Source organism: Achromobacter sp. LC458 (genome assembly GCF_001005835.2).
Classification (GTDB): Bacteria; Pseudomonadota; Gammaproteobacteria; order Burkholderiales; family Burkholderiaceae_B; genus Achromobacter; species Achromobacter spanius_B.
Genome location: NZ_LBHW02000044.1, coordinates 18,609 through 45,392 on the forward strand (window position 1 = coordinate 18,609; position 26,784 = coordinate 45,392).

The following is a 26,784-nucleotide window of genomic DNA, read 5'->3' on the forward strand; positions in this document are numbered from 1 at the left end:
CGCGTTCTCCTAGCGGCGCATGAATTCTGGCGAGGCCAGCAGGTAGGTATTGGCATCCACGGGTTTTCGGGCCTGGCCCAGGGCCTGGCGCGTTGCGGGCGACAGGACGCGCAACAGATCCGGGTTGGCATCCAGCAGCGGTGTCGCCTTGGGCAGCGCGACCGGCTCCGGGGCCTCTGTCGTGCGATAAAACGGCTGCGGTGCGGCGGCAATGGCGCGCGCAATTTCAAACCGTTGTGTCATCTGCCCCGAACCCGCCCAGTCAGATTGCGACATCGGATAGCCGTCGGGGGTTGGGCGTTGGTACATGCCCTGGCCCATCTGTTGCAGCATCGACAACACCGCCTTGGGATTGCGGATGGGCGGCATGTCGGCATAGGTCAATCGCAAAGCAGAAAACACGTAATGCACCGGGTCCTTGAACACGCCGGTCTTCAAGGACTTGGCGAATTCCGGCGAGGCGATCATCGTTTGCAGCGTGGCCGCGATGTCGCCATCTTGGGCCAGAAAGGTTTTGGCCATGCGCGCCACCAACGCGGGCGGCGGCGATTCCCCCACGAAGTACGCGGCCAGTTTGGTGCTGACAAAGCGCGCCGTGGACGGGTGGCGCGCCAGCAGGTCGATGGCTTGATCGACTTCGTCCAGGCCGCCGCCGCGAATGGTGTGGCCCAGGAACACCTTGTCGCCGCTATCGTGGCGCGCGGGGTTGAACAAAAACAGCCCCTGTTGGACCAGCCCGGCGCGCAATTCGGGTTTGACCTTGGGTGGCTTGTCGCTGTTATGCACGCCCAGGCCGGTCAGGATGCGCGCCAGTTCCTGCACGTCTTTTTGCGTATAGCCGCCACCCACGCCCAGTGTGTGCAGCTCCATGATTTCGCGCGCATAGTTCTCGTTGATGTGCCCCGCCACGTTGCGCGTGTTGTCCAGGTACACCAGCATGGCGGGCGACCTGACGGTGGCGCGCAGCATGTCGCGGAATTTGCCCAGCGCGTGTGGGCGAATGGCTTGCTCTTCGTATTGCGGCAGATACGTGCCCACGTCGCCTTTGCCCGCGAACACATTGAAGTGGTTCATCCAGAACCATGTCATCTGTTCCTGCAAGGGGGCGGGCGAATACAGCGCGCGCCACACGGCGCGGCTGGCGGCGTCCTGGGCGCGCTGCCGCGATATCGCGCGTGCGTCGCGCTGCGCTTGCAGCTTGGCCTGGGGATCCAGATCGCGCGCGTCTTGTCGCAGCTTGCGCTGCCGCGCCTGGGCGTCCTGTTCGGTTTCCTGGTTGATGGGCAGTGCATCGATGGCCGACTGCACCTCGGCGGGCAACCGCGCGTGGGCGTCCGGGTGCAACTGCGCATGCAGGTAGCGCTGCGCGCCCATCTCGCGGATGCGAGCCAGCTCGGCGGGCGTGGCGCCCCAAGTGATGCGGTTGACCAGGGCGGCTTCATACGCGCGGGTGTCTTCTTGCGGGGCAGTGGCCGCGGCAGGGGAAGCAGCCGCCGCTGCCACGCTCGCCAGCGCCAGGCACAGCATTGGCACGACGTTGGTCAGCAGCATTCGTGATCGCATCATGAATCAAGACCCTGAAAGGGCAATAAGCGGTGTGACAGGATAATCCTCCGAACATTCCCGCGCCGGGCGGTCCTGAAACGCGCGGAAACCGCAATTTTCAGTTCGCTGCCGACCCGGCGCGGGCTGGGGCCATTGCGGCGCTTGGCGGCACGTCGTCCTATCATGGCCGCTTGCAGTCAATAACGCTGCACAAGACGATGCACAAGACGAAAGCAGGAGCACGCCGATGGAAGGAATGATCGAACGCCTGGAGGCGATGTTGGCCAAGGGCACCGACAATATGTTGCTGCGATTTTCGCTGGGCAAGGCCTATGCCGAGCAAGACAGCTTTGAAAAAGCCGAAACCCATTTGCGCGCGGCGTTGGCGTTCGACCCCGCGTATTCCGTCGCGTGGAAATGGCTGGGCAAGGCTTGCCTGGGGCGGGGCGACGTAGAGCAGGCGCGCGCAGCGTGGGACCGGGGCGTGGCGGCCGCCCAGGCGCGCGGCGACAAGCAGGTCGAAAAGGAATTGCAGGTGTTCATCAAGCGCCTGGACAAGCAGGCGGCGGCGGGTTCGTGATCCGCCGCGCGCCGCGCTTGATCGCATTCATCCCACCGCCGGCAAATTCCCAAACGCTTCCAACGCACGCAAGCGGCTTTGCGCCAGGTCGACGATCGGCATCGGATAGCCCGCCGCCGCACGTTCCATCGGGCTGGGGTCGTGGATGGCCTTGTCATCCAGATCGGCCAGTTCGGGCAGCCATTCGCGCAGGAACACGCCGCGCGGATCGAAGCGGCGCGATTGCGACAGCGGGTTGAAGACGCGGAAGTACGGCACGGCGTCGGCGCCCGTTGACGCGCTCCATTGCCAGCCGCCGTTGTTGGCGGCCAGGTCGCCATCCACCAGCTGCGCCATGAACCACGCTTCGCCCAGCCGCCAATCGATCAACAGGTTTTTCGACAGGAACATGGCGGTGACCATGCGCAGCCGGTTGTGCATCCAGCCCAGCGCCAGCAATTGGCGCATGGCCGCGTCCACGATCGGAATACCGGTCCGGCCTTGCTGCCACGCTTGCAGGTCATCCGGCGCGTCCCGCCACGGCACGGCGGCGGTCTCCGGCTTCATCGGCTGATGCATGGACAGCGAGGGGTAGGCAGCCAGCAGATGCTGATAGAACTCGCGCCACAGCAGTTCGTTGATCCATGTCGCCGCGCCCGCCTTGCCGCTATCGAGCTCGCCGTGATTGGACGCCAGCGCCGCGCGCAGCGCCTGGCCGGGCGACAGTACGCCTGCCGCCAGATAGGGCGACAAGCAACTGGTGGCGGGCAAGGACGGAAAATCGCGTTCGTCCTTATAGGCGTCGATGATGCCGTCGGTGAAGGCGTCCAGCCGGTCTCCCGCGGCAGTTTCGCCGGCGGGCCATAGCGTGCGCACCGCGTCGCCGGGCGCGGCGAAGCCGTCGAAGGCGTCCGGCAGCGGGTCGGCCGCCCAATTGGGCGGGGTTTGCGGGCGGGGGGCGGGCACCGCTACCACCGGCGCCGTGCGCAGCCGTTCGCGGCAGGTGCGCGCATACGGCGTGTACACGCGATAACAGTCGCCCTTGCCCGTGGTAACCGTGCCGGGCCGCAGCAGGGTCGCGCCGTGATGCAGCGTCCAATCCACGCCGATGCCGTCCAGCGCGGCGGCCACGGCGGCGTCGCGGCGGCGTTCGTTGATCGCCCATTCGGTGTTGGCGTGCACTTGGGAAATGCCGTGCGCCTGGCAGAAATCAGCAATCGCGTGGGGCGCGTCGCTCCAGTCCGACACCGTCAGCAGCTTCAGCGGAATGCCGCGTTCGCCCAGATCGCGCGACAGTTCACGCAGGTTGCGCAACCAGAAATCCACCTTGGCCGGCGCGTCGCCATGCTGGCGCCACTGTTCGGGCGCGGCCAGGAACAGCGCGGTCACCGTTCCGTTTTCACGGGCAGCCGCCAGCGCGGGGTTGTCGTGCATGCGCAGGTCGGTGCGCAGCCAGAGCAGCGTATTCATGGAGGGCGATCCAGGCAGAATGTGGGCGGACGGCACTGCCGTTCGTCGAGGCTGGCATTCTATATTGGCCCGGCGCTTGGAAGACGATGTAAAAACTACGAGTAGATGTGACGGCGCGCAGTCGGGGAATCGGCGCTTGCCGAGCGCCCGCTCGCGTGACGCCCGGAACCCGCGCCTCTCCTGGGTAGCGTGGGGACGCGAATGACGTCGCGCAGCATGTTGCGAGCCTGGCGGCATGGCCTATACCGGTCAAACCGTGAAACACGCTGGCGCGAGGTTTGTATTGACGCGCCTGGGCCGCCGCCATGTAATCGATTCAACGACTGAAAATAAAGTTGAACGCTATGGGAAATCTGATGGACCTTCGCCCGTCCTTTTTACGGGGACGCACATCCGCCGCCACGACATCGCGCGACGTCCTGCAAAGGTTGTGGCGTTCTTTCGATTTACCCGACGAATCCCTTGAACACGTGATGTTGACGGGCGCCGACCCGGTATTGCCGTCCTCATTCGCCGTGGGGACGGCCGCGCAGACCAGCATGGCTGCCGCGGCCCTGGCTGCCGCCGAACTCTGGCACCTGCGTGGCGGCGCACGCCAGCATGTCAGCGTAGACATGCTGCACGCGGCGCAGGAATGCCGCAGCCACTTCACCATCAACGGCGTCACGCCCAATATCTGGGACCCGATCAGCGGCGTCTACCAGTGCGGTGACGGGGGCTGGGTGCGCATCCATGCCAACTTTGCCCATCATCGAGACGGCGCGTTGGCCCTGTTGGGCTGTCCCGTCGGAGAGGGCACCACGCGCGACGCGGTCCAGGCGGCGTTGAGCCGCTGGAAAGCGCTGGACTTTGAACAGGTGGCCGCCGACGCGGGCCTGGTGGTTGCCGCGATGCGCAGCTTTGACGAATGGGACCGCCATCCGCAGGGCCAGGCCGTGGCGGCGCAACCCTTGATGACCATTGAGCGCATCGGCGATGCCGACCCGCGTCCCTTGCCCAAGTATGGGCACGACGCCCGGCCGCTGAAAGACATTCGCGTGCTGGACCTGACGCGCATCATCGCCGGCCCCGTGTGTGGCCGGGCGCTGGCGGCTTATGGCGCCGACGTGATGCTGGTGAACTCGCCGCAGTTGCCCAACATCGACAACATCATCGACACCAGCCGGGGCAAGCTCTCGGTGCTGGCTGACCTGGACACGGCCGACGGCCGCATCGCGCTGGGCAACCTGCTGCGCAGCGCCCACGTGTTTGTACAGGGCTATCGGCCTGGCGGGATGGCGGCGCTGGGCTTCGGGCCGGAAGACGCCGCGCGTATCCGCCCGGGCATCGTGTATGTGTCGCTATCGGCCTATGGCAACGTGGGCCCGTGGGCCAACCGACGGGGTTTCGATTCGCTGGTGCAGACCGCCACGGGCTTTAACCACGCCGAGGCGCAGGCAGCTGGCCAGGAAGCGCCCAAGCCCCTGCCGATGCAGATTCTTGACCATGCCTCGGGCTACCTGATGGCGTTTGGCGCGCAGGTGGCGTTGGCGCGGCAAGCAACGGAAGGCGGCAGTTGGCACGTGCGCGTGTCGCTGGCGCAGACGGCGCATTGGTTGCGCGGGATGGGCAGGGTGGAAGGCGGGCTGGACTGCCGCATGCCGGACTTTGACGGCTTGCTGGAAACGGAGGCGTCGGGGTTTGGCGAGCTGGTAGCCGTGCGCCATGGCGCGCGCTTTTCGGAAACGCCGGCCCGTTGGACCCGCCCGTCAAGTCCGCCGGGCACGCATCCGACCGTGTGGCCGTTTAACACGTAGGACGTTCCGCGCTCGTGGCCGGAAAATAACGAAGGCGCCGTTCGGCGCCTTTTTTTCTGGCTTGCGGAAGTCGCCTCTTACTTGGTTTTTTCCTGCTTGGCCTTCCAGTCGCGCAGCGCGCGCATGGTGTTCGTCACGTGCGACTCGGGGTTCATGTCGGTGAATTCGTACAGGATTTTGCCCTGCGGCGAAATCACGTAGGAAATCCGCTGTGCGTATTCCGGGCGCTTGTCGTGCACGGCGTCATACGACTTCATGATCTTGCCATCGGCATCCGCCGCCACGGCGAACTTGCCACGGCATTCACTGACAGAGAATTTGTTCAGCGTGTCGATGTTGTCCGTCGATACGCCAATAACGGTGGCGCCCAGCGACTTGTATTCGTCGGTGGCTTCGGCAAAGTTGTGCGCTTCGATGGTGCAGCCCTGCGTGAAGGCGGCGGGAAAGAAATACAGGACGACCGGGCCTTGCTGTAGCGCGTCGTTCAACTTGAACGTGAAGACCTTGCCGCCCAGCGAGGCGTCGGTGCTGAAGTCGGGCGCGGGCGCCCCGACGTTCAAGGCGGCGTGGGCGGATGCGGCGGCCAGCAGGCCGCAGAGCATCAGGCTAGAAACAAGGCGCTTCATGGAAGTCTCCAATAATCAATCGTTGGGCGCGCGGCGGTGGGCGGCAAGTGGCCTACTGTAGTCCGCGCGCGGCGCAGGGTCCAGTTCAGTCACGGTTAGGGCCACCGCCTCGGCCGCCGCCATCGCCGCCACCGCCCGGCTGCCGCTGCGGCTGTTCACGCGCCTGCTGTTGCCGCGCCTGCTGCTGTTCGCGGCCTTGTTGTTGGCGAGCTTGTTGCTGCTGCTGTTCCCGTGCCTGCTGTTCACGCGCCTGCTGCTGACGGCCTTGCTGCTGCTCACGGGCCTGCTGCTGGCGGGCTTGTTGCTGCTGTTGGTCGCGGGCCTGCTGCTGGCGGGCCTGTTGTTGCTGTTGCTGCTGCTGTTCGCGCTGCTGCTGATTCCGCTGCTGCTGATCGCGCTGTTGAATCTGCTGCTGGACCCGCTCTACATCCCGCTGCTGCACGTCTCGTTGCTGGCGGTCGCGTTGCTGTTGGTCCCGCTGCTGCTGATCCCCTTGCGGATTTCGCTGCTGAATCTGCTGCTGAACCCGCTCTACATCCCGCTGCTGCACGTCTCGCTGCTGGCGATCGCGTTGCTGCTGGTCCCGCTGCTGCTGATCCCGTTGCGGATTACGCTGTTGAATCTGCTGCTGGACTCGCTCTACATCCCGCTGCTGCACATCCCGTTGCGCCTGCGTCCCGACCACGGTCTGGCCCGGGCCTCGGCCTTGGTCCGGCCGATTCGGATTCCCGCGATTCGGGTCGGGGCGGTTATTGTCACCGCCCGGTCGCCCACCCTGTGGCCCGCGACCGTTATCGGGGTGATCCACAAACGCCTGCGGCGGGCGGCCCTTGTTGTGGTCGTAGAACTGCGCGCGGTTATTGCCCGCTTCGCGCACGTAGTTGCGCTGTAGGTCGGTCGGCGGCGCATGGCGGTCGTTGCGGGCGGCCAGCTCGCGCGGGTCCGCCGCGCGCCGGATGCCGTTCGGCCCGCCGTGATAGCTGACGCGGCGGTTGTCGATGTTGTTGACGACCACGGTGTGGTTGTAGACGTTGGTGACTCGCGTGACGTTTACGTTCGTCACCGAGCGGTTGTAGTAGAAGCGGTCGCGCTTCCAGTAACCGCCCACATAGCCCAGCCCGACATAGCCGAAGCCATAATTGATGCCGCCATAGAATCCCACGTGGGGGCCCCAGTAACCGGGGCTCCATACGTACAGCCCATTGGAGAACCCCCAGTATCCGGGCGTCCACAAGGCGCCGTTATAGGGCGCCAGCACCCAGGCGCCGGGCACCCAGAAAAATCCGTAGCGGTTGCGGCTCCAGTAGCCTGGCACCCACAGATAGCCGTCGGCCGGGGCAGGCGGCTGCACATACTGGGGCAAGGGCGGCGGCGGTTCCGGGCTGCGGTCCACCAGCGCAAGATTCGCGGATGCCGGGTCGCCGCCATCGTAGTCAGGGGCGGCGGGCGCTCCCGGCGGGGGCGGCGGGGCGTCGTAGGTTTGCGCCACGGCGGCGCTGCCCGTCGCCAGCAAGGACACGGCAAGAGCGATATGGGCGGCGGCAGGCCGCAGGCGGGAAATCCGGGCTAGGGGCGTCATGGCAGTTCCTTCAGGACGCGTCGACGGCGACGGTCAATAACCGCGGTAGTAGTAATGCGGCGCGGGATACGCCGGGTAGTAATAGTGCGGCGTGTAATACACCGGCGCGGGGCGATAGTACGCCGGGCGGGCCGGCACCACGACGCATCCGGTCAGCGTGCTGGCTATCACCATCATCAACAAAAGGCGCTTCTTCATGTTCTTGACTCCCTACCTGCGCCAGGCGTGTCATACGCCCTTGGTGCGCTGGTAAGGATTAGGCCATACCGGATGGCAGTCGTTCGCCTCTTGTAATCGATCCGAAACAGCTTTCGCGTGACCGATGTTTGCGCCTGCGTGACGGCGCATGTCGTTGGTATCAAACGTTGCGGAAAAAAGAACGGGGCCGCGATGGCGACCCCGTTTTGCGTCACGCCGCGTCACGCCGGGTAACGGCGATGGCGGCAGTGGAGGCGATCAGTTCCAGCGTCCGCCGTTGCCGGCCAGGCTGAAACGGCCGGCGCCCATGAAGGCCAGCGCCAGCGCGGTGAACAGGAACATGCCTTGCAGTTCCAGTGCCCAGCCGCCATTGTTGGTCATGCTGCTGAGCTGCCCGGTGTGCGCCAACAAGATGGCAACCACCATATTGATGGCGATGATCAGGCCACCCAGGCGCGTGTACACGCCAACGATGAGCAGAACGGGCGCGATGATCTCGCCCACGTAGACGCCATAGGCCAGAAAGCCCGGCAGGCCGTGCGAAGACAGCATGCCGCTGATGCCGGTAACGCCATTGCCCATCAGTTTGGACAAGCCGTGCAGCAGAATCAGGATGCCCAAAGCCAGGCGCAGGATCAGCTTGCCGGTATCGTCGGACTTGATCATGGTGAATTTCTCTTGTGATGGTTAAAGGAGGACAAGGCTACGTTGGAACCCACCGCGAACCATTGGTTCCAAGCCCACACCGCCGCGCATCCGACGGGGCGGCTGCGTCAAGCGGCGCCATTATGGCAAATGCCCTGCAAAATCATCAAGCTTTCGTCACGTCCTGGCGGTAATTGCTGGCGGTACCGCCGGGCGTATCGAACCCTGCCAATAATCAGAATTCCTCAAGAAAGCGCATACGGAAGCGCCGGCCCTTGATGTTGCTGTTGGACACGCGCGAAAACGCCTGCTTGGCAATCTGGCGGTCCAGCGCCACGTAGGCGTTGAATTCCGTGATGTTGATCTTGCCCACCTGTTCAAACGTCAGCCCGCCGTCGCCGGTCAGGGCGCCCAGCAGGTCGCCCGGGCGCAGCTTGTCTTTCTTGCCGCCCTGGATGCACAGCGTCACCATGGGCGCGCGCAAGGGGCGGTCGGCCTTGGGTTTCAGCGATTTGATGTCGCCCCACTTCAAGGGCGAGCCCTGGTATTGCTCAACCAGATTGGCCCAGCGCATTTCGTCGGGCGAACACAGGCTTAGCGCCAAACCCTTCTGATCGCCCCGGCCGCTGCGGCCGATGCGGTGCACGTGCACTTCGGTGTCCTTGGTGACGTCCACGTTGATGACGGCGCCCAGGTTCTGGATGTCCAGGCCACGGGCCGCCACGTCGGTCGCCACCAGCACGGCGCAGCTCTGGTTGGCGAACTGGATCAGGATCTCGTCGCGTTCGCGCTGTTCCAGGTCGCCATTGAGCGCCTGTGCGCTGATGCCGTCGGCTTGCAGGCGTTCCACCAGGTCGTGGCTGCGGACCTTGGTGTTGCAGAACGCCAGCGTGGACACCGGGCGGTAATGCGCCAACAGGCGGGCCACGGCGTCCAGGCGGTCTTTTTCGTCGATTTCAAAGAAGATCTGTTCGATGCGGCTGGCGTCGTGCTGCGCCTCGACCTTGACCTCGGCGGGGTTGCGCAGAAACCGCGCGCTGAGCTTGCGGATGTTGTCGGGGTAGGTGGCCGAGAACAGCAGCGTCTGGCGCTTGGTGGGGCAGTGCGAGGCAATGGCCACGATGTCGTCGTAGAAGCCCATGTCGACCATGCGGTCGGCTTCGTCCAGCACCAGCGTGGTCAGGCCGGCCAGGTCCAGGCTGCCGCGTTCCAGATGGTCCTGGATACGGCCGGGCGTGCCCACCACCAGATGCGCGCCGCGCGCCAGCGATTCGGCTTGGGGGCGGGCAGGGGCGCCGCCGCACAGCGTCAAGATCTTCACGTTGGGAATCAGGCGCGCCAGGCGGCGCAGTTCCTGTGCAACCTGGTCGGCCAATTCGCGGGTGGGGCACACCAGCAACGCTTGCGGCGCCAGGCGGGTGGGGTCCAGCTTTTGCAGCACGCCCAGGCCAAACGCCGCGGTCTTGCCGCTGCCGGTCTTGGCTTGCGCGATGATGTCGCGGCCTTCCAGGATCAGCGGCAGGCTTTGCGCCTGGATAGGCGTCATTTGCTCAAACCCCAGGCTTTGCAGGTTATCAAGCAGGGCGGGCAGAAGGGGAAGGGTAGAAAAGGGCGTGTTGGTCACAATAGGGCGATTCGCAAAAACCGCGAAAAAACGGAGTCGACCGACAGTGTAAGCCCTGGAGTGGGCGGACCCTAGCCCGCAGCCCTGGCCCTGGCCCCAGCCCCAGCCCCGCCGCTACCCTTCAGCGTCGTAGGTGCCGGCCAGCGCGCGGGCGGCCTCTTGCATGCGGGGCAGCCAGCCGCGCGCCCCGTCGATGGACAAGCGGGCCACCGGCGCGTGCAGCGCCACGGCGGCGATCACCCGCGAGCCACGCAGGATCGGCACGGCCATGCAGACGATGCCCAGCAGGAATTCCTCGCGGTCAAAGCTGGCGCCTTCCTTCTTGATGGCCCGTAACTCGTTTTCCAGCGCGCCCACCTCGCACAACGTGTTCGGCGTGTAACGCGGCAGGGGCGCGGCGGCCAGCAGGCGCGCGCGCGCCTCGCGCCGCATGTGCGCCAGAAACAGCTTGCCGCTGGCCGAACAATGCAGCGGCACGCGCGAACCCGTTTGCAGGTTCACCCGCAGCGGCCAGGCGGTTTCCACGCGGTCCAGGTAAATGACTTCGTCGCCATCCAGCATGGTGCAGTTACAGGTTTCGCCGATTTCGTCGACCAGGCTGTCCAGGATGCGATGGCGTTCACCGCGCAAGGGGGAATTGAGCAGCGTCTCGCGGGCCAGGGCGCTAAGCCGGGGGCCGCTGACATAGCTTTTGCCGGCGGGTTCGCGCAGCAGCATCCCGGCGTCGACCAGCCGCGTCAGGATGCGCAGCACCGAGGGCTTGGGCAGGCCCGTCGCGTCGGTCAGGGCCGCCAGCGACACCGGCGCGTCGGACCGGGCCACCTGTTCCAAGAGGGTCAGCGCGCGTAGCGCGGCAGAGGATTCGTCTTTCATCTTTCAATATTTGAAGATTCAGCTGCCGGGGCGCCATCGTCGTACGGATTTTGCAGAAAATGGAACGCAGTGGGATGGGAAACGCGGGATTTCTCCGGCAGTATCGATTCACCCCGGCCACGATGCAAGCACGATGCGGGCAACCGCCCCGCGTGCCACCTCCCACAGCGCCGGCCTGCCAGGAGACACACCATGAGCAGCAAGCAACACATGACCCCCAGTGAAGCGTTCGTTGAAACGTTGGTCGCGCAGGGCGTCAAGGACGTATTCGGCATTGTGGGTTCGGCCTTCATGGACGCGCTGGACTTGTTCCCCGCCGCCGGCATCCGCTTCGTGCCCACCGTGCACGAGCAGGGCGCCGCCCACATGGCCGACGGCTATTCGCGCGTGACCGGCCGCCACGGCGTGTGCATCGCCCAGAACGGGCCGGGCATCACCAACTTCGTCACCGGCGTTGCCGCGGCGTACTGGGCGCACAGCCCCGTCGTGGCGATCACGCCCGAAACCGGCACGGCCGGCATGGGCCTGGGCGGTTTTCAGGAAACCGAGCAGCTGCCCATTTTTTCGCGCATCACCAAGTACCAGGCGCACGTGAACCGGCCGGATCGCATGGCGGAATTCACCGCCAAGGCCTTTGACAACGCGATGGCCGAACGCGGCCCGACGCAGCTGAACATCCCGCGCGATTATTTCTACGGCGAGATCGATGTGGCCATCCCCGAACCGCGCCGCGTGCGCCGGGGGCCGGGCGCCGAAGAAGACCTGGAAGCGGCGGCGCGGCTGCTGGCCGAGGCCAAATTCCCGGTCATCGTGGCGGGCGGCGGCGTGCTGTTTTCCGAGGGCCAGGCGGAATGCGTGGCCTTGGCCGAACTGCTGGGCGCGCCGGTCGTTACCAGCTATCTGCACAACGACGCCTTTCCCGCGAGCCACCCGCTGTGGTGCGGCCCGCTGGGCTATCAAGGGGCCAAGGCCGGCATGAAGCTGCTGTCGCAAGCCGACGTCGTGCTGGCGCTGGGCACGCGGCTGGGGCCGTTCGGCACCTTGCCGCAGCACGGCCTGGACTACTGGCCGCTGGGCGCGCGCATCATTCAGGTGGATGCCGACCACCGCATGCTGGGGCTGGTGCGGCCCGTGTCGGTCGGCATCTGCGGCGACGCCAGGCCCGCCGCCGCCGCGCTGACCGAAAAGTTGAAGTCGCGTGACGTCGCTTGCGTGCGCACCAAGGCCGCGCGCGGTGACGACATCGCCTCGCAAAAGGCCGCCTGGGAAGCCGAGCTGGATGGCTGGTCGCACGAACGCGACGACTGGAGCCTGGACATCATCGAACAAGGCGGCGGCCGCATGCACCCACGGCGCATGCTGCGCGAGCTGGAACGCGCGATGCCCAAGCATGTCATGGTGTCCACCGACATCGGCAACATCTGCTCGGTGTCCAACAGCTATCTGCGCTTTGACGAGCCGAACTCCATGCTGGCCGCCATGAGCTTCGGCAACTGCGGCTACGCGCTGCCCGCGTTGATCGGCGCCAAGCTGGGCCGCCCGGACCGCCCGGCGGTGGCCTATGTGGGCGACGGCGCGTGGTGCATGAGCTTTCAGGAATTGCTGACCTGCGTGCGCGAAAAGATCCCGGTCACGGCCGTGGTGTTCCATAACGGCCAGTGGGGCGCGGAAAAGAAAAATCAGGTGGACTTCTATGGCCGCCGCTTCGTGGGCAGCAATCTGCTGAACCCGAATTTTTCCGAGCTGGCGCGCGCCATGGGCGCCGAGGGCATCCGCGTCGAACACGCGGACCAGGTGGGCGCGGCGTTGCAGGCGGCGTGCCAGGCGCAGTCCGAAGGCAAGACCACGGTGCTGGAAATGATGGTCAGCCAAGAGCTGGGCGATCCGTTCCGGCGCGACGCGCTGAAGCAGCCCGTGCGCTTTCTGGACAAGTACAAGCGCTACGTCAACCAGCCGTTCCAGGCGGGCGAGGTGCCGTTGCCGATCGATCCGGTTGGGCGTTAAGGCCAGCCGCCGCCAGAGACCAGGAGCCCGCCGTATGGCTAGCGATCAATTGTTCGCGCCCCTGCGCGATGCCGCGCTGTCGGCGGGCCGCTTGCGCACGGCGGTGGCGTACCCCATGTCGGCCTCCAGTCTGGATGCCGCCGTGCAGGCGCAGCGCGCCGGCCATATCGAGCCCGTGCTGGTGGGGCCGGCGCGCAAGCTGCTTGACCGCTTGGCACAGGCGGGCTTGCGGCCGGGCGACTTCGACATCGTCGACACGCCCGATGACGAATGCCTGGCCGCGCAGACGGCGGCGGGGCTGGCGCGCGACGGCGCCGTGCAGATGTTGATGAAAGGCAGCCTGCATACCGAACACTTCATGGCCGCCGTGGTGTCGCGCGAATCCGGTTTGCGCACGAGCCGGCGCGTCAGCCATGCCTTTGTGATGGGCGTTGCCGCCTACGCCAAGCTGTTCATCCTGACGGACGCGGCGGTCAACATCGCGCCCACGCTGATGGAAAAGGCCGACATCGCGCAAAACGCCATCGACCTGGCGCAAGCGCTGGGCATCGGCCGGCCCAAGGTGGCGGTGTTGTGCGCCACGGAATCCGTCAACCCCGCCATGCCCGCCACGCTGGACGCGGCGGCCCTGTCCAAGATGGCCGACCGCCAGCAGATACGTGGCGGCGACATCGATGGCCCGCTGGCGTTCGACAACGCCATTTCGCGACAGGCGGCTCAGGAAAAGGGCATTGTGTCGCGCGTGGCGGGCGACGCCGACATCCTGCTGGCGCCCGACATCGAAGCGGGCAACATGCTCTACAAGGAGCTGACCTGGCTGGCCGGCGCGGACACCGCCGGGCTGGTACTGGGCACGCGCGTGCCGGTGCTGCTGACCAGCCGGTCCGACTCCGTGCAGGCGCGCGTCAACAGCTGCGCCATCGCGGTGCTGCACGCCCGTGCCTTGCTGGCAGCACGCGACGCTTGAACCCGGAAAATTCTGGTGCAAGCGATTTGCCGCGTCTGGTTCTAGACCCTGCCACCCCCGCCACGTACCTTGAGTCCAGACGCCCGCGCGCGCTTTGCGACGGGTATTTCGACACAGGGAGCAGGCAATGCCAAACACCGTCACCGCCGACATGCTGGCCGAATTCGCGGCCGCCTGGAACCGCCACGATATCGACGCGCTGATGCGCTTCATGACGCAAGACTGCGTGTTCGAGACCGTCGGCGGACCGGACGCCTGCGGCAGCCGGCACACGGGGTCGGAAGCCGTCCGCACGGCCTTCGCGGCGGCCTGGAAGAACTTCCCGGATGCGCAATGGAACAACGGCCGGCATTGGGTGGCGGGCGATCGTGGCGTGTCGGAATGCACGTTCACGGGAACGGCGGCCGACGGCACGCGCGTCGAGGCCGACATGGTCGATATCTTCACCTTTCAAGACGGCAAGATCCGCGTGAAGAACGCGTTCCGCAAGCAGCGGCCCGCCTTGCCCGCCCGGGCGTGAGACGCGCATGGATACCCAAATGTCCTTCGACACTACGCGCCCGGCGCCGGCCGCCGCCCCACGCGTCAACGCCTACAACCCCACGTACGATCCGCTGGTGTCGCCACCCGGCCAGGGGCAGGACTACGCGCCCACCTACTGGGTCGCCACCGCGGGCGCACCGCCCGAAGACGATGGCCCCATCCAGGGCGACGTGGATGCCGATGTGGTGATTGTGGGTTCGGGCTTCACGGGCCTGTCCGCCGCGCTGACACTGGCGCGCGACTTCGGCGTGCGCGCGCTGGTGCTGGAAGCCAACCGCGCCGTGTGGGGCTGCACCAGCCGCAATGGCGGGCAGGGGCAGAATGCCTCCGGGCGTCTGTACCGGTCGCAATGGATCGGCCGCTGGGGCATGGATACCGCCAAGCGCCTGGACGCCGAAATCCGCGAAGGGTTCGAATACTGGAAAAGCCTGGTGGCCCAGGTCGATTGCGACGCGCAGCCCGGCGGGCATCTGTACACCGCGCATCGGCAGAAGAAGATGGCGTTCCTGGCAAACGAGGCGCGCGTCATGCGCGAGGTGTTTGGCTACGACGCTCGCATGCTCAGCCAGGGCGAGTTGCGTGAACGCTATGTGCACGATCACGAGGCCGTCGGGGCCATGCACGAGCCCGACGGCGTGGGCGTGCATCCCTTGAAGCTGGCGTATGACTATTTACGCCAGGCGCGCGCGCTGGGCGTGCGCGTGCATCCGTCCAGCCCGGTGCTGGGCTGGCGCCGCGACAATGGCGCCATCGCCCTGCAAACCCCGGCGGGTGTAGTGCGTGCGCGCCGCGTGGCGTTTGCCACCGGCGGCTACACGGCGCAGGGCGTCAACCCGCTGCTGGACAATCGCATCATGCCGGTGCTGTCCAATTCCATGGTGACGCGTGTGCTCTCGGACGCTGAGCGCGAGGCCGCCGGCCTGAAAAGCACCGTGTTCATCACCGACACCCGCACCTTGCGTTTCTATTACCGCCTGCTGCCCGACGGCCGCATGCAGATCGGCAGCCGTAGCGCCTTGCGCGGCGCCGACGCCCAGCACCCGCGCCACCTGGCCTTGCTGCGCGAGGGGCTGGCGCGCAAGTTTCCGTCGCTGCGTGATGTCGAGGTGGCGTATTCGTGGTGGGGCTGGGTCGACGTCAGCCACGACATGATGCCGCGCGTAACGCAGCCCGACCCGTCCCAGCCCGTGTACTACGCCTTTGGCTACGGCGGCAACGGGGTGGCGTTCTCGGCCCAGGCCGGCAAGCGGCTGGCCCAGCGGATGATGGGCCAGGACGGCGCGCCCTGGAACCTGCCCATCTACGATTCACCGCTGCCCGGGCACCTGTTCGCCCCGTTCAGGCGGCTGGGGCAGGGGCTGCTGTATCGCTGGTATCACCTGCGGGACGAGCATCTGTAGCGTGCACAGGTGTCGTGCATCGGTGGCGGGCCCCCGTAGCGTGCAAGCTGAACTGCGTGCCGAACGCGGCCCGCGCCTACGCCGCCGCCCGCAGCCGATACCGGCGCACCACCTGCGCCAGTTTTGCGATGCCCGGTTCGATCAGTTCGGGCCGTATCGACGTGAATCCCACGCGCAGGAAGTTGCGGGGCGCGTCGGCCCCGTTCATGAAAAAGACGTCGCCCGGTTCCACCACCACGCCCTCGGCCAGCGCCGCCTCGGACAGCTGCGCCGCGTTCAGCCAGGGTGGGCCTTGCAGCCAGCACGACGACGACCCCGTGATGGGCGTGGGCGCGAAGTCGGGCAGGTGCCGGGCCAGCGCGTGCGCCAGTTCCGCGCCGCGCCGTTGATACGCTTGCGACTGTTTGCGCAGCAGCGAATGGTGATGGCCCAGCGAAATGAATAGCGAAAACGCGCGCTGGATGTACGCGGACGGGTGCCGCAGCATCAGCCGGCGCAGCGCGCGCAGTTCGCGGGTCAGCTCGCGCGGGGCAACGATATAGCCGATGCGCAGGCCCGGCGCGAACGACTTCGCCAGGCTGCCGACATAGATCACCCGCCCGTCACGGTCCTGGCTTTTCAGCGCCGGAATCGCGCCTTCGCCCCAGCGGCTTTCGCTTTCGAAGTCGTCTTCGATAATCATGCTGTCGGCCTGTCGCGCCAAGGCCAGCAGGGTTTCGCGGCGTTCCATCGACAGCGTGACGGTGGTGGGGCATTGATGCCCCGGCGTCACAAACACATAGTCGCAGCCCAGCAGATGCGTGCCCGTGCACAGCCCGCCTTCGTCCACCGGCATCGGCAGCAAGTGGCGCGTATGGCTGGCAAAGATGTTGCGGGCGTCGGGGTAGCCGGGGTCTTCCATGCCGACCACGGTGTCTTCGTTGACCAGCAGGTCCGCCAGCAGATATAGCGCGTGCTGCGCACCCACGGTGATCACGATTTCTTCGGCATCCGCCCACACGCCCCGGCGCGGCAATACCTGCGTGCGGATCTGTTCGATCAGCGCGGGGTCGTCGTGCGTGATCAGGTCGGGCGCCCAACTGCGGATGTCCAGTACCGACAGCGCCTTGATGCAGCATTCGCGCCATTCGGCGGTGGGAAACAGGTCTGCGTCGAACTGGCCGTACACAAACGGGTAGGGCTGCTTCTGCCAGTCTTGCGGCTTGGTGATATTGCGCTGTTGCGATGGCCGAAAGCGCAAGCGCTCGTCCCAGCGCACGCGTTGCGGGGCCTCAACGTCCAGCATGGCGGCGGTCGGATCGGGCACCGACCCCGAATGCCCCTGCATCACTGAATCGCAAACGAAATGGCCGCTACGTTCGCGCGACACCAGATACCCTTCGCTGACCAGTTGCTGGTACGCAAAGACCACCGTGTTGCGCGCAATGCAAAGCTGGTCGGCCAACTGGCGGCTGGACGGCACCGGCATGCCAGGCGGCAGGTGCCCGCTAAGAATGGCCGACACCAGCATCTGGCGCACGCGGCCTTGCAGGCTGAGGTTGGGCGCGCTTTCCCGTTCGAACAGGCGTTCCCACATCACAGGCTTTTGCATCGCGGCCTGGCTGGACATGACGGCTCCTTGTGATGGCGGCGCGGGGCCTCAAGGCAAGGGCCGCCGCGCGATCCGGTAGGTAGGATAGAGGACGCCCCTTTGGCGCGGAATGGGGGATTGCCCTGCCGGGCGCGTGCAGCGGCCGGGCAGGGCAATCGGGGCCGCGCCATCAGCCCACCCCATCGGCCCGCGCGGCTAGATGCGTCCCTTCCAGGGGATGGCAAATTTCTCCACATACCGCACCAGCAGATCGAAGGCGAAGGCGAATACGCCGATCACGATGATGCCCATGATGACGATGTCGCTGGCCAGGAACTGCGCGGCGTTCAGCACCATGAAGCCCAGACCCCGGTCCGCTGCCACCATTTCAGCGGCCACCAGCGTGGTCCACCCCACGCCGATGCCGATGCGCAGGCCCGTGAAAATCTCGGGCATGGCCGCCTTCAGGATCACGTGCCACACGATCTGCATCGGCGTGCCGCCCATGGCGTAGGCCGCATGGATCTGTTCGATGGATACCGACCGCACCCCGGCGCGCGCCGCGATCGCCATGGGTGCAAAGATCGCCAGATAAATCAGCAGGATCTTCGGAAACTCCCCGATGCCGAACCAGATGATGATCAGCGGCAGGTACGCCAACGGCGGCAGGGGGCGGTAGAACTCGATGGGCGGGTCGAAGATGCCGCGCGCGTAGCGGTTGACGCCCATCAGGATGCCGACCGGCACCGCCGTGATGCAGGCCAGGAAAAATGCCGAGAACACACGTGTCAGGCTGGCCATGGCGTGTTCGGCCAAGGTGGAATTGGCCACGCCGTCGGTCATGGCCGACACGAACTTGTCGTACACGGCAAAGGGCGATGGCAGGAACAGCGGCTTGACCCAGCCGGTGCTGGTCACCAGGAACCACAGCGCCACCAGCGCAATGCTGGTGATCAGGCTGATGTGGCCGCTGTAGCCCGCGCCGGGGGCGCCATAGACCTTGCCGGGGGCGGCCGGCTTGCGGCCCCCGCGCGATTCACGCATGGGCCGGCTCGCGGGCGGGCTCGTGGGCGGCAAGCTCGTCGCCGTAGATGATGCCAAGGACTTGCTCGCGCATGGCGATGAAGTCGGGGCTGGATTTGATGCGGCGGCCATCGCGGGTCTCCAGGTAGCGCCGGTTGAAATCCGGCGTGAAGGTGTGCGTGATGCGCCCCGGGCGCGGCGACATGACGATGAGCCGCGATCCCAGGAACAGCGCCTCTTCCACGCTATGGGTAATGAAGAAGAACATCTTGTTGGTCTGGCGCCAGATATCCAGCAGCAGTTCCTGGATGGTTTCACGCGTCAGCGCGTCCAGCGCCGCCATGGGTTCGTCCATCAGCAGCATGGCGGGGTCGCAGGTCAGCGCGCGCGCAATGCCCACGCGTTGCTGCATGCCGCCGGACAGCTGGTAGATCATGTGACGGTGAAAGTCCTGCAAGCCCACCAGTTCCAGGTTGCGGCGGGCGCGGGCACGCCGCGTTTCCTTGTCCACGCCTTGCAGCTTCAGGCCGAATTCCGTGTTCTCCAGCACGTTCAGCCAAGGCAGCAGGGCGTGCTTCTGGAACACCACGCCCCGGTCGGCGCCCGGGCCAATGATGGGCCGCCCGCCTAGCGTGATCTGCCCTTCGGTGGGCGACAGAAAGCCGGCAAGCAGGCTAAGCAAGGTGGTCTTGCCGCAGCCCGACGCGCCCAGCGCCACGACGAACTCGCCGGGCTCGATGGTCAGGTTGACGTCTTGCAGCGCGATGACCGGCCCGCTGTCGTGCAAGCCGGGATAAGTGACGCTGACATGGTCCGCGCGCAGCGCCTGGGCGGCGGGCAGGGTCGGGTGGTTCATGCGGATTCCCCTTGTAACGGGACGCCCGCGTCTAGGCGGGCGTCCTTTCCGAAGACAGCCGTGCTACCTACTTGGCCGCCGCCTTCGCGTACTGGTCGGTCACGTGCGGGCTGTAGTCAGTCAGCGCCCGGTCGATCTGCTTCTGGTCCTTCAGGAACTTGGCGCTGGCGTCCAGCGCGCGCACCGCGCCGGATTCCTTGCCGCCACCCAGCCATGTCGGCGACGCCTGCTCTTGCGCGGTCGGGAACACCAGCAGCTTGAGCGCGCCGATGATGTCGTCCGGCTTGCCGCCGATCAGCCGCACGATGCCTTTGACCTGGGGCGATTCCGCCGTCCACTTGGCGCCGTTGGCCTGGTAGTCGGCATAGGACTTGGCCAGCACGCCGGTGAAGGCGGCCATGAACTTCGGGTTCTTCGCGGCCCAGGCGCGGTCCACGACGATGCCGTCGAACGTGGGCACGCTGGCGCGGCCGATGGCTTCGGAATCGGCAATCACCTTGCCGGTCTTTTCAATTTCGGTCAGCGCGGGCGGCCAGACGTAGGCGGCGTCGATGTCGCCGCGCTGCCAGGCGGCCACGATCTGCGGCGGCTGCATGTTCAGGATGCGCACGTCGCGCGGGTTGATCTTCCATACCTGGTCCAGGCCCACCAATAGGTGAAAGTGTGACGTCGATACAAACGGCGTCGCCACCCGCTTGCCCTTCAAATCAGCCGTGCTGTTGATGCCCGAGCCGTTACGCGCCACCAGTGCTTCGGACTTGCCGATGTTGTCCAGGATCCAGAACAGTTGCAGGTCCACGCCGCGCGTGGCGGCCGATGTGATGCCGGTCGACCCCAGCACCCCCACCGGTACATTGCCCGAGGCCAGCGCCGTCGAAATATCCCCGCCGGACGTGAACTGGCGCCAGTCGACCTGGTACCCGGCTTCTTTTAATGCGGCATCGAAACTGCCATCGGCAATGGACGACAAAAACGGGCCCACGATCTGTTGATAGCCCACCACCAGCTTGGTCTGGGCGTAAGCGGGCGCGGCCACCAGCGCAGCGGCAAGGCCGGCCAGGGTGCAGCGGCGGATGAGGCGGTAAATCGCGTTCATGGTGATCTCCGAAAGAGAGTGGGCCGCGCCCCGACGCGACCGGCTTTGTGCCGGTGCGGCCTGGTGCCAGTTTGCCCGGATAGGGCCAGAACGCTAGGTCCAGATGGGCGGTTCAGTAGGTGCCAAAGCGGCGACCCGAGCCGCGCGCGGGCGGGATGTGCCCATGGTGGTTCCCGGCATCGTCCAGCGGCTATCGGCCAAATGCCCGAGGCCCGCGCCAGCGCTCGTCGATAGCACCAAAGCATCGCTTTCGCGGTGACGGAAATGTCATTCATTTGTTAACGATTTGTCGGAGGCGCTGGGATACATTCGTTTCGTCCGACCCAGCGGGCGCGGTGGACACCCCAGGCCCTCAGTCCCCGCTGGCGCGCGTTGCTGCCCCGGGGTCATGAATTCCTTCGAGGTCGTATGTTCACTCACTTGAAAGTCCGCAGCTGTCTGGGCATTTTGCTTGCGCTGTTCTTCACCGGCATGCTGGTCGCCAACGGCGCGGCCTGGCTGGACACACGCTCCAGCAACGCCAAGCTGGGCCAGGTCAACGAAGCCTATTCAATGCGCGTCGTGCCCGTTTACGAGGCCTACACCCTGATGCTGCGCGCACGCCTGGCGATGGACGCCGCGATGATCAACCGGCAGGTCGGCCGCATCACGGAAAGCGATGCCGACGCCGCGCGTGCCGAAGACCTGTGGCGACGCTCGCGCGAGCGGTTCGATGCGTTCGCCAGCGAGGTGCGCGCGCCCGCGTTGCAGGAAAAGGCGGCCCCGGTGGCGGCCGCGTTCAAGCTTTACGACTCGTTGGCCGCCGAACAGTTCGAATCCATGCGCGGCCAGGACGCCCGGGCGTTCGCCTTGCAGATGGACGCGGTGCAGGGCGCCCACCTGGCGTTCGACCACGAAGTGGCCGGCTATCTGCGCTATGTAGACGCCCAGACCAACGGCTTTGTCGAAGCCGCCGCCACCCAGCACGTGCGCGCCAATACGCTGATCGCGGCGCTGCTTGCCGTGGCCGTGTTGCTCAGTATCGGCGCGGCGCTGTTTGTCAGCCGCTCGGTGTTACGCCCCTTGCTGCGCGCCGGCGCGCATTTTCAAAGCATCGCCGACGGCAATCTGACCAACCCGATCGAGATCAAATCGCACAATGAAATGGGTCAACTTTTTCTTGGCCTGCAACGCATGCAGGCCAGCCTGGCCAAGACGGTCGCCGCCGTCCGCCAAAGCGTGCACCAGATCAGCCACGGAACGCGCGACATCGCCGAAGGCAATGTGCTGCTGTCGTCGCGTACCGAACAGCAAGCCGCTACCTTGGAAGAAACGGCGCTGTCGATGGGCCGGCTGGCGGTAACCGTCAAGGAAAACGCCGACAACGCGCTGCGCGCCAACCAGCTGGCCGAAGGCGCGTCGCAGGTGGCGGGGCGGGGCGCGGCGGTGGTGGCCGACGTGGTCGGCACCATGCAGGACATCAGCGCCAGTTCGGCCAAGATCACGCACATCGTGTCGGTCATCGACGGCATTGCGTTTCAAACCAACATCCTGGCGCTGAACGCGGCCGTGGAAGCGGCGCGCGCGGGGGACCAGGGCAAGGGGTTTGCCGTGGTGGCCGGTGAAGTGCGGGCGCTGGCGCAACGCAGCGCGCTGGCCGCGCGCGAGATCAAGCAACTTATCGCCGACTCGGCCGGCCGGGTGCAGGCGGGCGCGCAGCAGGTGGCGCTGGCCGGCGAAACGATGCGCGAAATCGAAAGCGCCGTGCACCGGGTGACCGACATCATGGGTGAAATTGCCGCGGCATCCAGCGAGCAGGCCCAAGGCATCGACCAGGTGAACCTGGCCGTGTCCAGCATGGACGAGGCCACGCAACAGAACGCGGCGCTGGTCGAGCAGGCCGCCGCATCGGCGCGCGCGCTGCGCGACCAGGCCGAAGGTCTGGCGCAAACCGTCGCCGTCTTCACCGTATCGCCGCGCGTGGTCATCGACATGCCCGATGCGCGTGTGTCGAATGCATCCACGGCAAACCAGACGAACCCGGCCCGGGCGGGGGCGCCGCGCAAGCGCGTGGCGTTGCAGCGCCCGGCAGCGGCGCCCGCGCCGGCGGGCCTGGGTGCGGCCGTGCAGGACGATTGGCAGGTGTTCTGACGAAGCGGCGCCGGAAGGAGGATCTGGCGCCCGCCCGGTAGTATCCGCTGGCCGGTTCCGTGGGGATAGGCCAGCGGTCGATCAACGCTACGCACGTGCGCAAAGCCGGGCAGCCGGTCGGCCGCGTGCCCTCACGACAAGAAGAAAACAATGAGCGATTTCGACATGGTGATACGCGGTTCGCTGGTCAACGCCGATAGCATTCTGGAAGACGGCTGGTTGGGGATCATGGACGGCAAGATCGCGGCAATGGGCAGCCACAGCCCGCCCGCCGCGCGGGATCTGGTGGACGCGCGCGGCTTGTGGGTGCTACCGGGCGCCGTCGACAGCCGTACGTATATCGGCGGCTGGGCCGATGGCTGCGGCATCCGCCGCGCCTCCCGGGCGGCAGCCGCGGGCGGTGTGACCACGCTGGTGGACATGCCTTACGAACACGCCGAGGTGGTCGCCAGCCGCGCGCAGCTGGATGCGATGGTCTCGCGCATCGGGCGTGAGGCGCATGTGGACGTGGCGGTGGCGGGCACCGTCAACACCCAGCACGGCCTGGATGCCGCTGACGCTCTGGCCAGCGGCGGCGTGTGCGCCTTTTCCATTCCCACGTTCGAGCACGAGCGCAACCGCTTTGCCCATCACGAAAGCGATTTATTGCAGGCTTTTCAGGGCATTGCGCGCTTCGGCCTGGCGTGCAGCATGCACAACCACGCGCGGCTGACGGCCAGCCGTAACGCGCGGCGCTTGCTGGATGCCGGCCGGGCGGGCAGGGAAGTGCTGGCCCGCGCCAACCTGCCCCTGATCGAAGGCCTGACCACGCGCCTGCTGTGTCGCGTCGGCGCGGCGGCCGGGGTGCGCATGCAGGCGGCGGATGTGTGGTCCGAAGAAGGCTATGCCATGTGCGCCCGCTACCGCCAGGCCGGGCACTGGGTCACCATCGAAACCAGCCTGCGCAGCCTGGTCATGAGCACCGAAGATGCGATGCAGCAGTTTGGTGGATCAGCCGACGACTACCCCTTGCTGCGTCCCAGTGTCGAGGTCGACGCCCTGTGGCGGCGGCTGGCCACCGACATGTGCACCTTCGTGTCCAGTGGATACCAGGCGCGCGGCGACGACGCCGGTGATGACTCGGCCCCCACCGTGGACTACGGGCCCGACCTGCTCTTGCCCGCGCTGTGGTCCGGCTGCGAATCGCGCGGCCTGTCGCCCACGCTGGTGGTCCGACTGCTATCGCAAAAGCCCGCCGAACATTTCCTGCTGGACGACCGCAAGGGCTCGTTCGATATCGGCAAGGACGCGGACTTCGTCGTGCTGGCGCCCGGGCGGTCGGCGGCGCAGCCTGAGCAGGCGTTCGGTCGGCCCTACACCGTGCATGTGTTTGGCACGTGGCGCCGTGGCGAACTGGTGTATGACGGCAGCCAGGTGCAAGGCGAACCGGGCAAGGGCCGTTACCTGCGGCCGCGCGCCACGGTCCGTGAGGAGCGTGGCGCGATGATGATGTGACGCATGAGCCGATGCGCGCCGGGCGTGAGCGCGGCGCGCATTAATCAGTAGGGCGGGTCGCGTTGTTCCAGGACGTAGCCCAGGCCCCAGACGGTGTGCAGCAGGCGCGAACTGAAGGGGTCGTCCATTTTCATGCGCAGCCTGCGCACGGCCACGTCGATGGCGTTGGTGCCACGGTCAAAGTTGATGCCCCACACGTGCGCCGCCAGGTTCATGCGCGACTGCACTTCGCCATGCTTGCGCATCAGCCGTTCAAGCAGCGCGAATTCAATCGCGGTCAGCCGGATGCGTTGGCCTTCGCGCAAGGCCTTGCGGCTTAGCAGTTGCAGTTCAAGATCGCCCACGCGCAAGACGTGTTGCGTGCTGGGCTCGTCGGCCGGTGAGGATCGCCGGTTGATCGCCTTCATGCGCGCGACCAGCTCGCAGGTGGCATAGGGCTTGGCCAGGTAGTCGTCCGCGCCTTCGCTCAAGCCTTGCACGCGGGCTTGCAGTTCGTCGCGCGCCGAGACGATCAGCACCGGCACATTGCTTTCCTTGCGCAGTTCCCGCAGCACGGTGAAACCGTCCATCACGGGTAGCTGCACATCAAGCAGGATCAGGTCATACGGAAATGTTTTTGCAATGCGTAGGCCGCTTACTCCATCGGTGGCAATGTGGACGATCTGGCCTTGCTCGGCAAGCGTATGGCTCAGTGCTTCCGCCGAGGTCTTGTCATTGTCGATTACGAGGACTTTCATGGGTTGCTGCATCGAATGGACGCCGCTGGCTTGCGGGGCCGCGCCAAGGCGCGAACCTGCAAATTGGCGGTCTTGTGCAAACGGACTGGCGCAACGATTGCAGCGATGAAGCGTGCACGCCAGGCGACCCGTCATGCTGACGGCTAATAACGCTCTTGTGAATTGGAAGAGTCTTAAAAATGCCCCGACCGGCAGGCCGGTCGGGGTAAAGCTGCTGCGAACGGTGTGTCAGATCGGGGGGGGGGAAGGCGACGACACCGTTTTTGCTGCGACGACTGCAACTTCAAACAACAACTAGACATCTCACGACGTTCGCTTTCGGAGGCTGTGGCGGCTCCGATTGCTAGGCCGCGGTTCGCAGCGTAATGATTGTGAGGGGGCTGCGAATGACTTCAATGTAGAGCGCGTCGGCGCCCTCCGTTCGCTTGAAAACGGAGGCTTGCGGTGGGGATTTGGGGCGTTTCAATTGCCCGTGATAAGCCGGTCGATTCCGCGAATTCAGGCGGATATCCGGGCGGGTGCGCGCAGACGCTGCAAAACGAGGCGATGGGCTCGAAATGCCATCGCGCAATCCACCGAGCAAGGACGTCGGCGGGTGCTATCTCCGCGGATTCAATGCCAAGTGAAACGGGCGGTGCAGCCAGCTTGGCCGCACCGCCCGTTGTGGCGTGCTGGAACGATCAGCGGATCAGGCTGAGGAATTCGGCGCGGGTCGACGGGTTGTCATGAAATTCGCCCAGCATCACGGACGTGACCATCGACGAATTCTGCTTTTCAACGCCTCGCATCATCATGCACATGTGCTGCGCTTCGATCACCACGGCCACGCCGGCCGCGCCGGTCACCTTCTGCACGGCCTCGGCCACCTGGCGGCTGAGGTTTTCCTGGATCTGCAAGCGGCGCGCGTACATTTCAACGATGCGGGCCACCTTGGACAGGCCCAGCACCTTGCCCGCCGGCAGATACGCCACGTGCGCCTTGCCGATGAAGGGCAGCATGTGGTGTTCACACAGCGAATACAGTTCGATGTTCTTGACCAGAACAATTTCGCGCGTATCGGACGTGAACAGCGCGCCGTTCACGATTTCGTCCAGGTTCTGCGCGTAGCCCCGGCACAGGTGGCGCATGGCCTTGGCCGCGCGGGCGGGCGTATCGGCCAGCCCTTCGCGGCTTGGGTCTTCCCCTAGCGCTTCGAGAATGGCGGTGTAGTTCTTTTCCAATGACATGGGGGACTCCAGGGGCCACACGTTCATCGTGGCATTGTCGCGTGCCGCGTCGGCGACGCGGGAATGCAGGCAAGTCTACCGCAGCGCGCGCTTGCAATCATGGGTAACCCCACGCCATGGGCGGTTCATAGGTGGGTCAGGGCAAGGTAAAAGCCGCATTCATGCGACGCCCGGCCCAGCCTTCGGTCGCTCGTCAAACCCCCCGGTTTTCCACCGCGTACTTGATCAGTTCGGCCTGCCCGTCGATACCCAGCTTGCGCTTGATGTTCAAGCGGTGCGTTTCCACCGTGCGCACCGACAGGCCCAGCGCGTGCGCGATCTGCTTGTTGGCCTGGCCGGTGGCGATGTGGCGAAGCACGTCGCGTTCCCGTTGCGTCAGCAGGGTGGCCGGTGCGCTGGCCTGCGACAAACGCACCGCGACGGACGCGCTGAAATAGCTGCGGCCTTCCATCACGGCGCTGATCGCCGTCACGATTTCCTCGGCCGGCTCATCCTTGAGCAGATAGCCGCGCGCCCCGGCCTTGACCGCCTGCACCATGTATTCCGGGTTGTCGTGCATGGTCAGCACCAGGACGGCAATCTGCGGATAGCGTTCGTGCAGCTGCGCCGTCAGTTCCAGCCCGCCGCCGCCCGGCATGTTCAGGTCCATCAGCGCCAAGTGGGGCAGGGTGTCGCCAAGCGGGGCTTCGGCCTGGCACGCGGCCAGGAATGCCAGCGCGGCGGCGGCGTTGCCGGCTTCGCCCACGACCTGAAGGCGGGGCACGGTTTCCAGCCGCAACCGCAGGCCGTCGCGTACCAGCGGGTGGTCGTCAACCAGCAACAG

General features: G+C 66.0%; 23 protein-coding genes. 8 read left to right on the forward strand and 15 right to left on the reverse strand.

Going from position 1 to position 26,784, the window contains the following annotated elements; all coding sequences use genetic code 11:
* Positions 1-9: 9 nt before the first annotated feature.
* Positions 10-1,566: a DUF1800 domain-containing protein gene (locus tag YH64_RS25635; RefSeq protein ID WP_046806832.1), complete on the reverse strand. Its 1,557-nt coding sequence runs from the start codon at positions 1,564-1,566 to the stop codon at positions 10-12.
* A gap of 226 nt (positions 1,567-1,792) precedes the next feature.
* Between YH64_RS25635 and YH64_RS25640 the strand changes: the two genes are divergently transcribed.
* Entirely contained in the window at positions 1,793-2,125 is a 333-nt protein-coding gene (locus tag YH64_RS25640; RefSeq protein ID WP_082134614.1) for a tetratricopeptide repeat protein, read from the forward strand.
* Between the two features lie 27 nt (positions 2,126-2,152).
* Here the strand turns inward: YH64_RS25640 and phrB are convergent, their stop codons facing one another.
* On the reverse strand, positions 2,153-3,574 hold the full coding sequence (gene phrB / locus YH64_RS25645; protein ID WP_143215539.1) for a deoxyribodipyrimidine photo-lyase: 1,422 nt from the start codon (positions 3,572-3,574) through the stop codon (positions 2,153-2,155).
* Positions 3,575-3,918: 344 nt separating this feature from the next.
* On the opposite strand from phrB, the gene YH64_RS25650 reads away from it, so the two are divergent.
* Positions 3,919-5,370 carry a CoA transferase gene (locus YH64_RS25650; RefSeq protein WP_143215541.1) on the forward strand — a complete coding sequence of 484 codons (1,452 nt, stop codon included), beginning with the start codon at positions 3,919-3,921 and terminating at the stop codon, positions 5,368-5,370.
* Positions 5,371-5,447: 77 nt separating this feature from the next.
* Here YH64_RS25650 and YH64_RS25655 read toward each other — a convergent pair whose 3' ends face one another.
* From YH64_RS25655 to YH64_RS25675, 6 genes are all read right to left on the reverse strand, one after another.
* Positions 5,448-5,996, reverse strand: a complete 549-nt coding sequence (locus tag YH64_RS25655; protein WP_046806834.1) for a peroxiredoxin — start codon at positions 5,994-5,996, stop codon at positions 5,448-5,450.
* An 85-nt stretch (positions 5,997-6,081) separates the two neighbouring features.
* The gene (locus tag YH64_RS25660) at positions 6,082-7,575 is read right to left on the reverse strand and encodes a BcpO-related WXXGXW repeat protein (protein WP_082134615.1); all 1,494 of its coding nucleotides are present in this window, start codon (positions 7,573-7,575) and stop codon (positions 6,082-6,084) included.
* Positions 7,576-7,608: 33 nt separating this feature from the next.
* On the reverse strand, positions 7,609-7,773 hold the full coding sequence (locus tag YH64_RS30280; protein ID WP_162941192.1) for a hypothetical protein: 165 nt from the start codon (positions 7,771-7,773) through the stop codon (positions 7,609-7,611).
* A gap of 258 nt (positions 7,774-8,031) precedes the next feature.
* Complete coding sequence (locus tag YH64_RS25665) at positions 8,032-8,439, reverse strand: DoxX family protein (RefSeq protein ID WP_046806835.1); 408 nt, start codon at positions 8,437-8,439, stop codon at positions 8,032-8,034.
* 214 nt (positions 8,440-8,653) lie between these two features.
* The gene (gene dbpA, locus YH64_RS25670; protein WP_046806836.1) at positions 8,654-10,042 is read right to left on the reverse strand and encodes an ATP-dependent RNA helicase DbpA; all 1,389 of its coding nucleotides are present in this window, start codon (positions 10,040-10,042) and stop codon (positions 8,654-8,656) included.
* 114 nt (positions 10,043-10,156) lie between these two features.
* The gene (locus YH64_RS25675) at positions 10,157-10,915 is read right to left on the reverse strand and encodes an IclR family transcriptional regulator (protein WP_046806837.1); all 759 of its coding nucleotides are present in this window, start codon (positions 10,913-10,915) and stop codon (positions 10,157-10,159) included.
* Positions 10,916-11,107: 192 nt separating this feature from the next.
* Here YH64_RS25675 and xsc point away from each other — a divergent pair, with 192 nt between their 5' ends.
* From xsc to YH64_RS25695, 4 genes are all read left to right on the forward strand, one after another.
* On the forward strand, positions 11,108-12,919 hold the full coding sequence (xsc, locus tag YH64_RS25680) for a sulfoacetaldehyde acetyltransferase (protein WP_046806838.1): 1,812 nt from the start codon (positions 11,108-11,110) through the stop codon (positions 12,917-12,919).
* Complete coding sequence (locus YH64_RS25685; RefSeq protein WP_223265023.1) at positions 12,909-13,886, forward strand: bifunctional enoyl-CoA hydratase/phosphate acetyltransferase; 978 nt, start codon at positions 12,909-12,911, stop codon at positions 13,884-13,886. Before xsc ends, YH64_RS25685 begins: the two co-directional genes overlap by 11 nt.
* Before the next feature lie 127 nt (positions 13,887-14,013).
* Positions 14,014-14,406: a nuclear transport factor 2 family protein gene (locus YH64_RS25690; protein WP_104145670.1), complete on the forward strand. Its 393-nt coding sequence runs from the start codon at positions 14,014-14,016 to the stop codon at positions 14,404-14,406.
* Between the two features lie 19 nt (positions 14,407-14,425).
* The gene (locus YH64_RS25695; RefSeq protein ID WP_046806841.1) at positions 14,426-15,829 is read left to right on the forward strand and encodes an FAD-binding oxidoreductase; all 1,404 of its coding nucleotides are present in this window, start codon (positions 14,426-14,428) and stop codon (positions 15,827-15,829) included.
* A 76-nt stretch (positions 15,830-15,905) separates the two neighbouring features.
* On the opposite strand, the gene YH64_RS25700 is transcribed toward YH64_RS25695, so the two are convergent.
* From YH64_RS25700 to tauA, 4 genes are all read right to left on the reverse strand, one after another.
* The gene (locus YH64_RS25700) at positions 15,906-17,438 is read right to left on the reverse strand and encodes a PLP-dependent aminotransferase family protein (protein WP_046806842.1); all 1,533 of its coding nucleotides are present in this window, start codon (positions 17,436-17,438) and stop codon (positions 15,906-15,908) included.
* Between the two features lie 177 nt (positions 17,439-17,615).
* Entirely contained in the window at positions 17,616-18,443 is an 828-nt protein-coding gene (locus YH64_RS25705; RefSeq protein WP_046806861.1) for an ABC transporter permease subunit, read from the reverse strand.
* On the reverse strand, positions 18,436-19,278 hold the full coding sequence (locus YH64_RS25710) for a taurine ABC transporter ATP-binding protein (RefSeq protein ID WP_046806843.1): 843 nt from the start codon (positions 19,276-19,278) through the stop codon (positions 18,436-18,438). The genes YH64_RS25705 and YH64_RS25710 overlap by 8 nt, the downstream gene beginning before the upstream one ends.
* A gap of 67 nt (positions 19,279-19,345) precedes the next feature.
* Positions 19,346-20,374 (reverse strand): taurine ABC transporter substrate-binding protein, encoded by a 1,029-nt coding sequence (gene tauA, locus YH64_RS25715; RefSeq protein WP_046806844.1) that lies wholly within the window; start codon positions 20,372-20,374, stop codon positions 19,346-19,348.
* A gap of 408 nt (positions 20,375-20,782) precedes the next feature.
* On the opposite strand from tauA, the gene YH64_RS30725 reads away from it, so the two are divergent.
* Positions 20,783-22,504: a methyl-accepting chemotaxis protein gene (locus YH64_RS30725; protein ID WP_046806845.1), complete on the forward strand. Its 1,722-nt coding sequence runs from the start codon at positions 20,783-20,785 to the stop codon at positions 22,502-22,504.
* Positions 22,505-22,654: 150 nt separating this feature from the next.
* On the forward strand, positions 22,655-23,998 hold the full coding sequence (locus tag YH64_RS25725) for an amidohydrolase family protein (protein ID WP_046806846.1): 1,344 nt from the start codon (positions 22,655-22,657) through the stop codon (positions 23,996-23,998).
* Between the two features lie 44 nt (positions 23,999-24,042).
* Here the strand turns inward: YH64_RS25725 and YH64_RS25730 are convergent, their stop codons facing one another.
* The 3 genes from YH64_RS25730 to YH64_RS25740 form a co-directional block, all read right to left on the reverse strand.
* Complete coding sequence (locus tag YH64_RS25730) at positions 24,043-24,735, reverse strand: response regulator transcription factor (protein WP_046806862.1); 693 nt, start codon at positions 24,733-24,735, stop codon at positions 24,043-24,045.
* 680 nt (positions 24,736-25,415) lie between these two features.
* Positions 25,416-25,961 (reverse strand): GTP cyclohydrolase I FolE, encoded by a 546-nt coding sequence (folE, locus tag YH64_RS25735; protein ID WP_006219193.1) that lies wholly within the window; start codon positions 25,959-25,961, stop codon positions 25,416-25,418.
* A 193-nt stretch (positions 25,962-26,154) separates the two neighbouring features.
* Positions 26,155-26,784 (reverse strand): response regulator transcription factor (locus YH64_RS25740; RefSeq protein ID WP_143215540.1); only part of this gene is annotated, 630 nt, incomplete at its 5' end.

Coding starts and splice junctions, on each gene's coding strand:
- YH64_RS25635 (WP_046806832.1), bottom strand. CDS start 1,566: ATGATGCGATCACGAATGCTGCTGACCAACGTCGTGCCAATGCTGTGC.
- YH64_RS25640 (WP_082134614.1), top strand. CDS start 1,793: ATGGAAGGAATGATCGAACGCCTGGAGGCGATGTTGGCCAAGGGCACC.
- phrB (WP_143215539.1), bottom strand. CDS start 3,574: ATGAATACGCTGCTCTGGCTGCGCACCGACCTGCGCATGCACGACAAC.
- YH64_RS25650 (WP_143215541.1), top strand. CDS start 3,919: ATGGGAAATCTGATGGACCTTCGCCCGTCCTTTTTACGGGGACGCACA.
- YH64_RS25655 (WP_046806834.1), bottom strand. CDS start 5,996: ATGAAGCGCCTTGTTTCTAGCCTGATGCTCTGCGGCCTGCTGGCCGCC.
- YH64_RS25660 (WP_082134615.1), bottom strand. CDS start 7,575: ATGACGCCCCTAGCCCGGATTTCCCGCCTGCGGCCTGCCGCCGCCCAT.
- YH64_RS30280 (WP_162941192.1), bottom strand. CDS start 7,773: ATGAAGAAGCGCCTTTTGTTGATGATGGTGATAGCCAGCACGCTGACC.
- YH64_RS25665 (WP_046806835.1), bottom strand. CDS start 8,439: ATGATCAAGTCCGACGATACCGGCAAGCTGATCCTGCGCCTGGCTTTG.
- YH64_RS25675 (WP_046806837.1), bottom strand. CDS start 10,915: ATGAAAGACGAATCCTCTGCCGCGCTACGCGCGCTGACCCTCTTGGAA.
- xsc (WP_046806838.1), top strand. CDS start 11,108: ATGAGCAGCAAGCAACACATGACCCCCAGTGAAGCGTTCGTTGAAACG.
- YH64_RS25690 (WP_104145670.1), top strand. CDS start 14,014: ATGCCAAACACCGTCACCGCCGACATGCTGGCCGAATTCGCGGCCGCC.
- YH64_RS25695 (WP_046806841.1), top strand. CDS start 14,426: ATGTCCTTCGACACTACGCGCCCGGCGCCGGCCGCCGCCCCACGCGTC.
- YH64_RS25700 (WP_046806842.1), bottom strand. CDS start 17,438: ATGTCCAGCCAGGCCGCGATGCAAAAGCCTGTGATGTGGGAACGCCTG.
- YH64_RS25705 (WP_046806861.1), bottom strand. CDS start 18,443: ATGCGTGAATCGCGCGGGGGCCGCAAGCCGGCCGCCCCCGGCAAGGTC.
- YH64_RS25710 (WP_046806843.1), bottom strand. CDS start 19,278: ATGAACCACCCGACCCTGCCCGCCGCCCAGGCGCTGCGCGCGGACCAT.
- tauA (WP_046806844.1), bottom strand. CDS start 20,374: ATGAACGCGATTTACCGCCTCATCCGCCGCTGCACCCTGGCCGGCCTT.
- YH64_RS30725 (WP_046806845.1), top strand. CDS start 20,783: ATGTTCACTCACTTGAAAGTCCGCAGCTGTCTGGGCATTTTGCTTGCG.
- YH64_RS25725 (WP_046806846.1), top strand. CDS start 22,655: ATGAGCGATTTCGACATGGTGATACGCGGTTCGCTGGTCAACGCCGAT.
- YH64_RS25730 (WP_046806862.1), bottom strand. CDS start 24,735: ATGAAAGTCCTCGTAATCGACAATGACAAGACCTCGGCGGAAGCACTG.
- folE (WP_006219193.1), bottom strand. CDS start 25,961: ATGTCATTGGAAAAGAACTACACCGCCATTCTCGAAGCGCTAGGGGAA.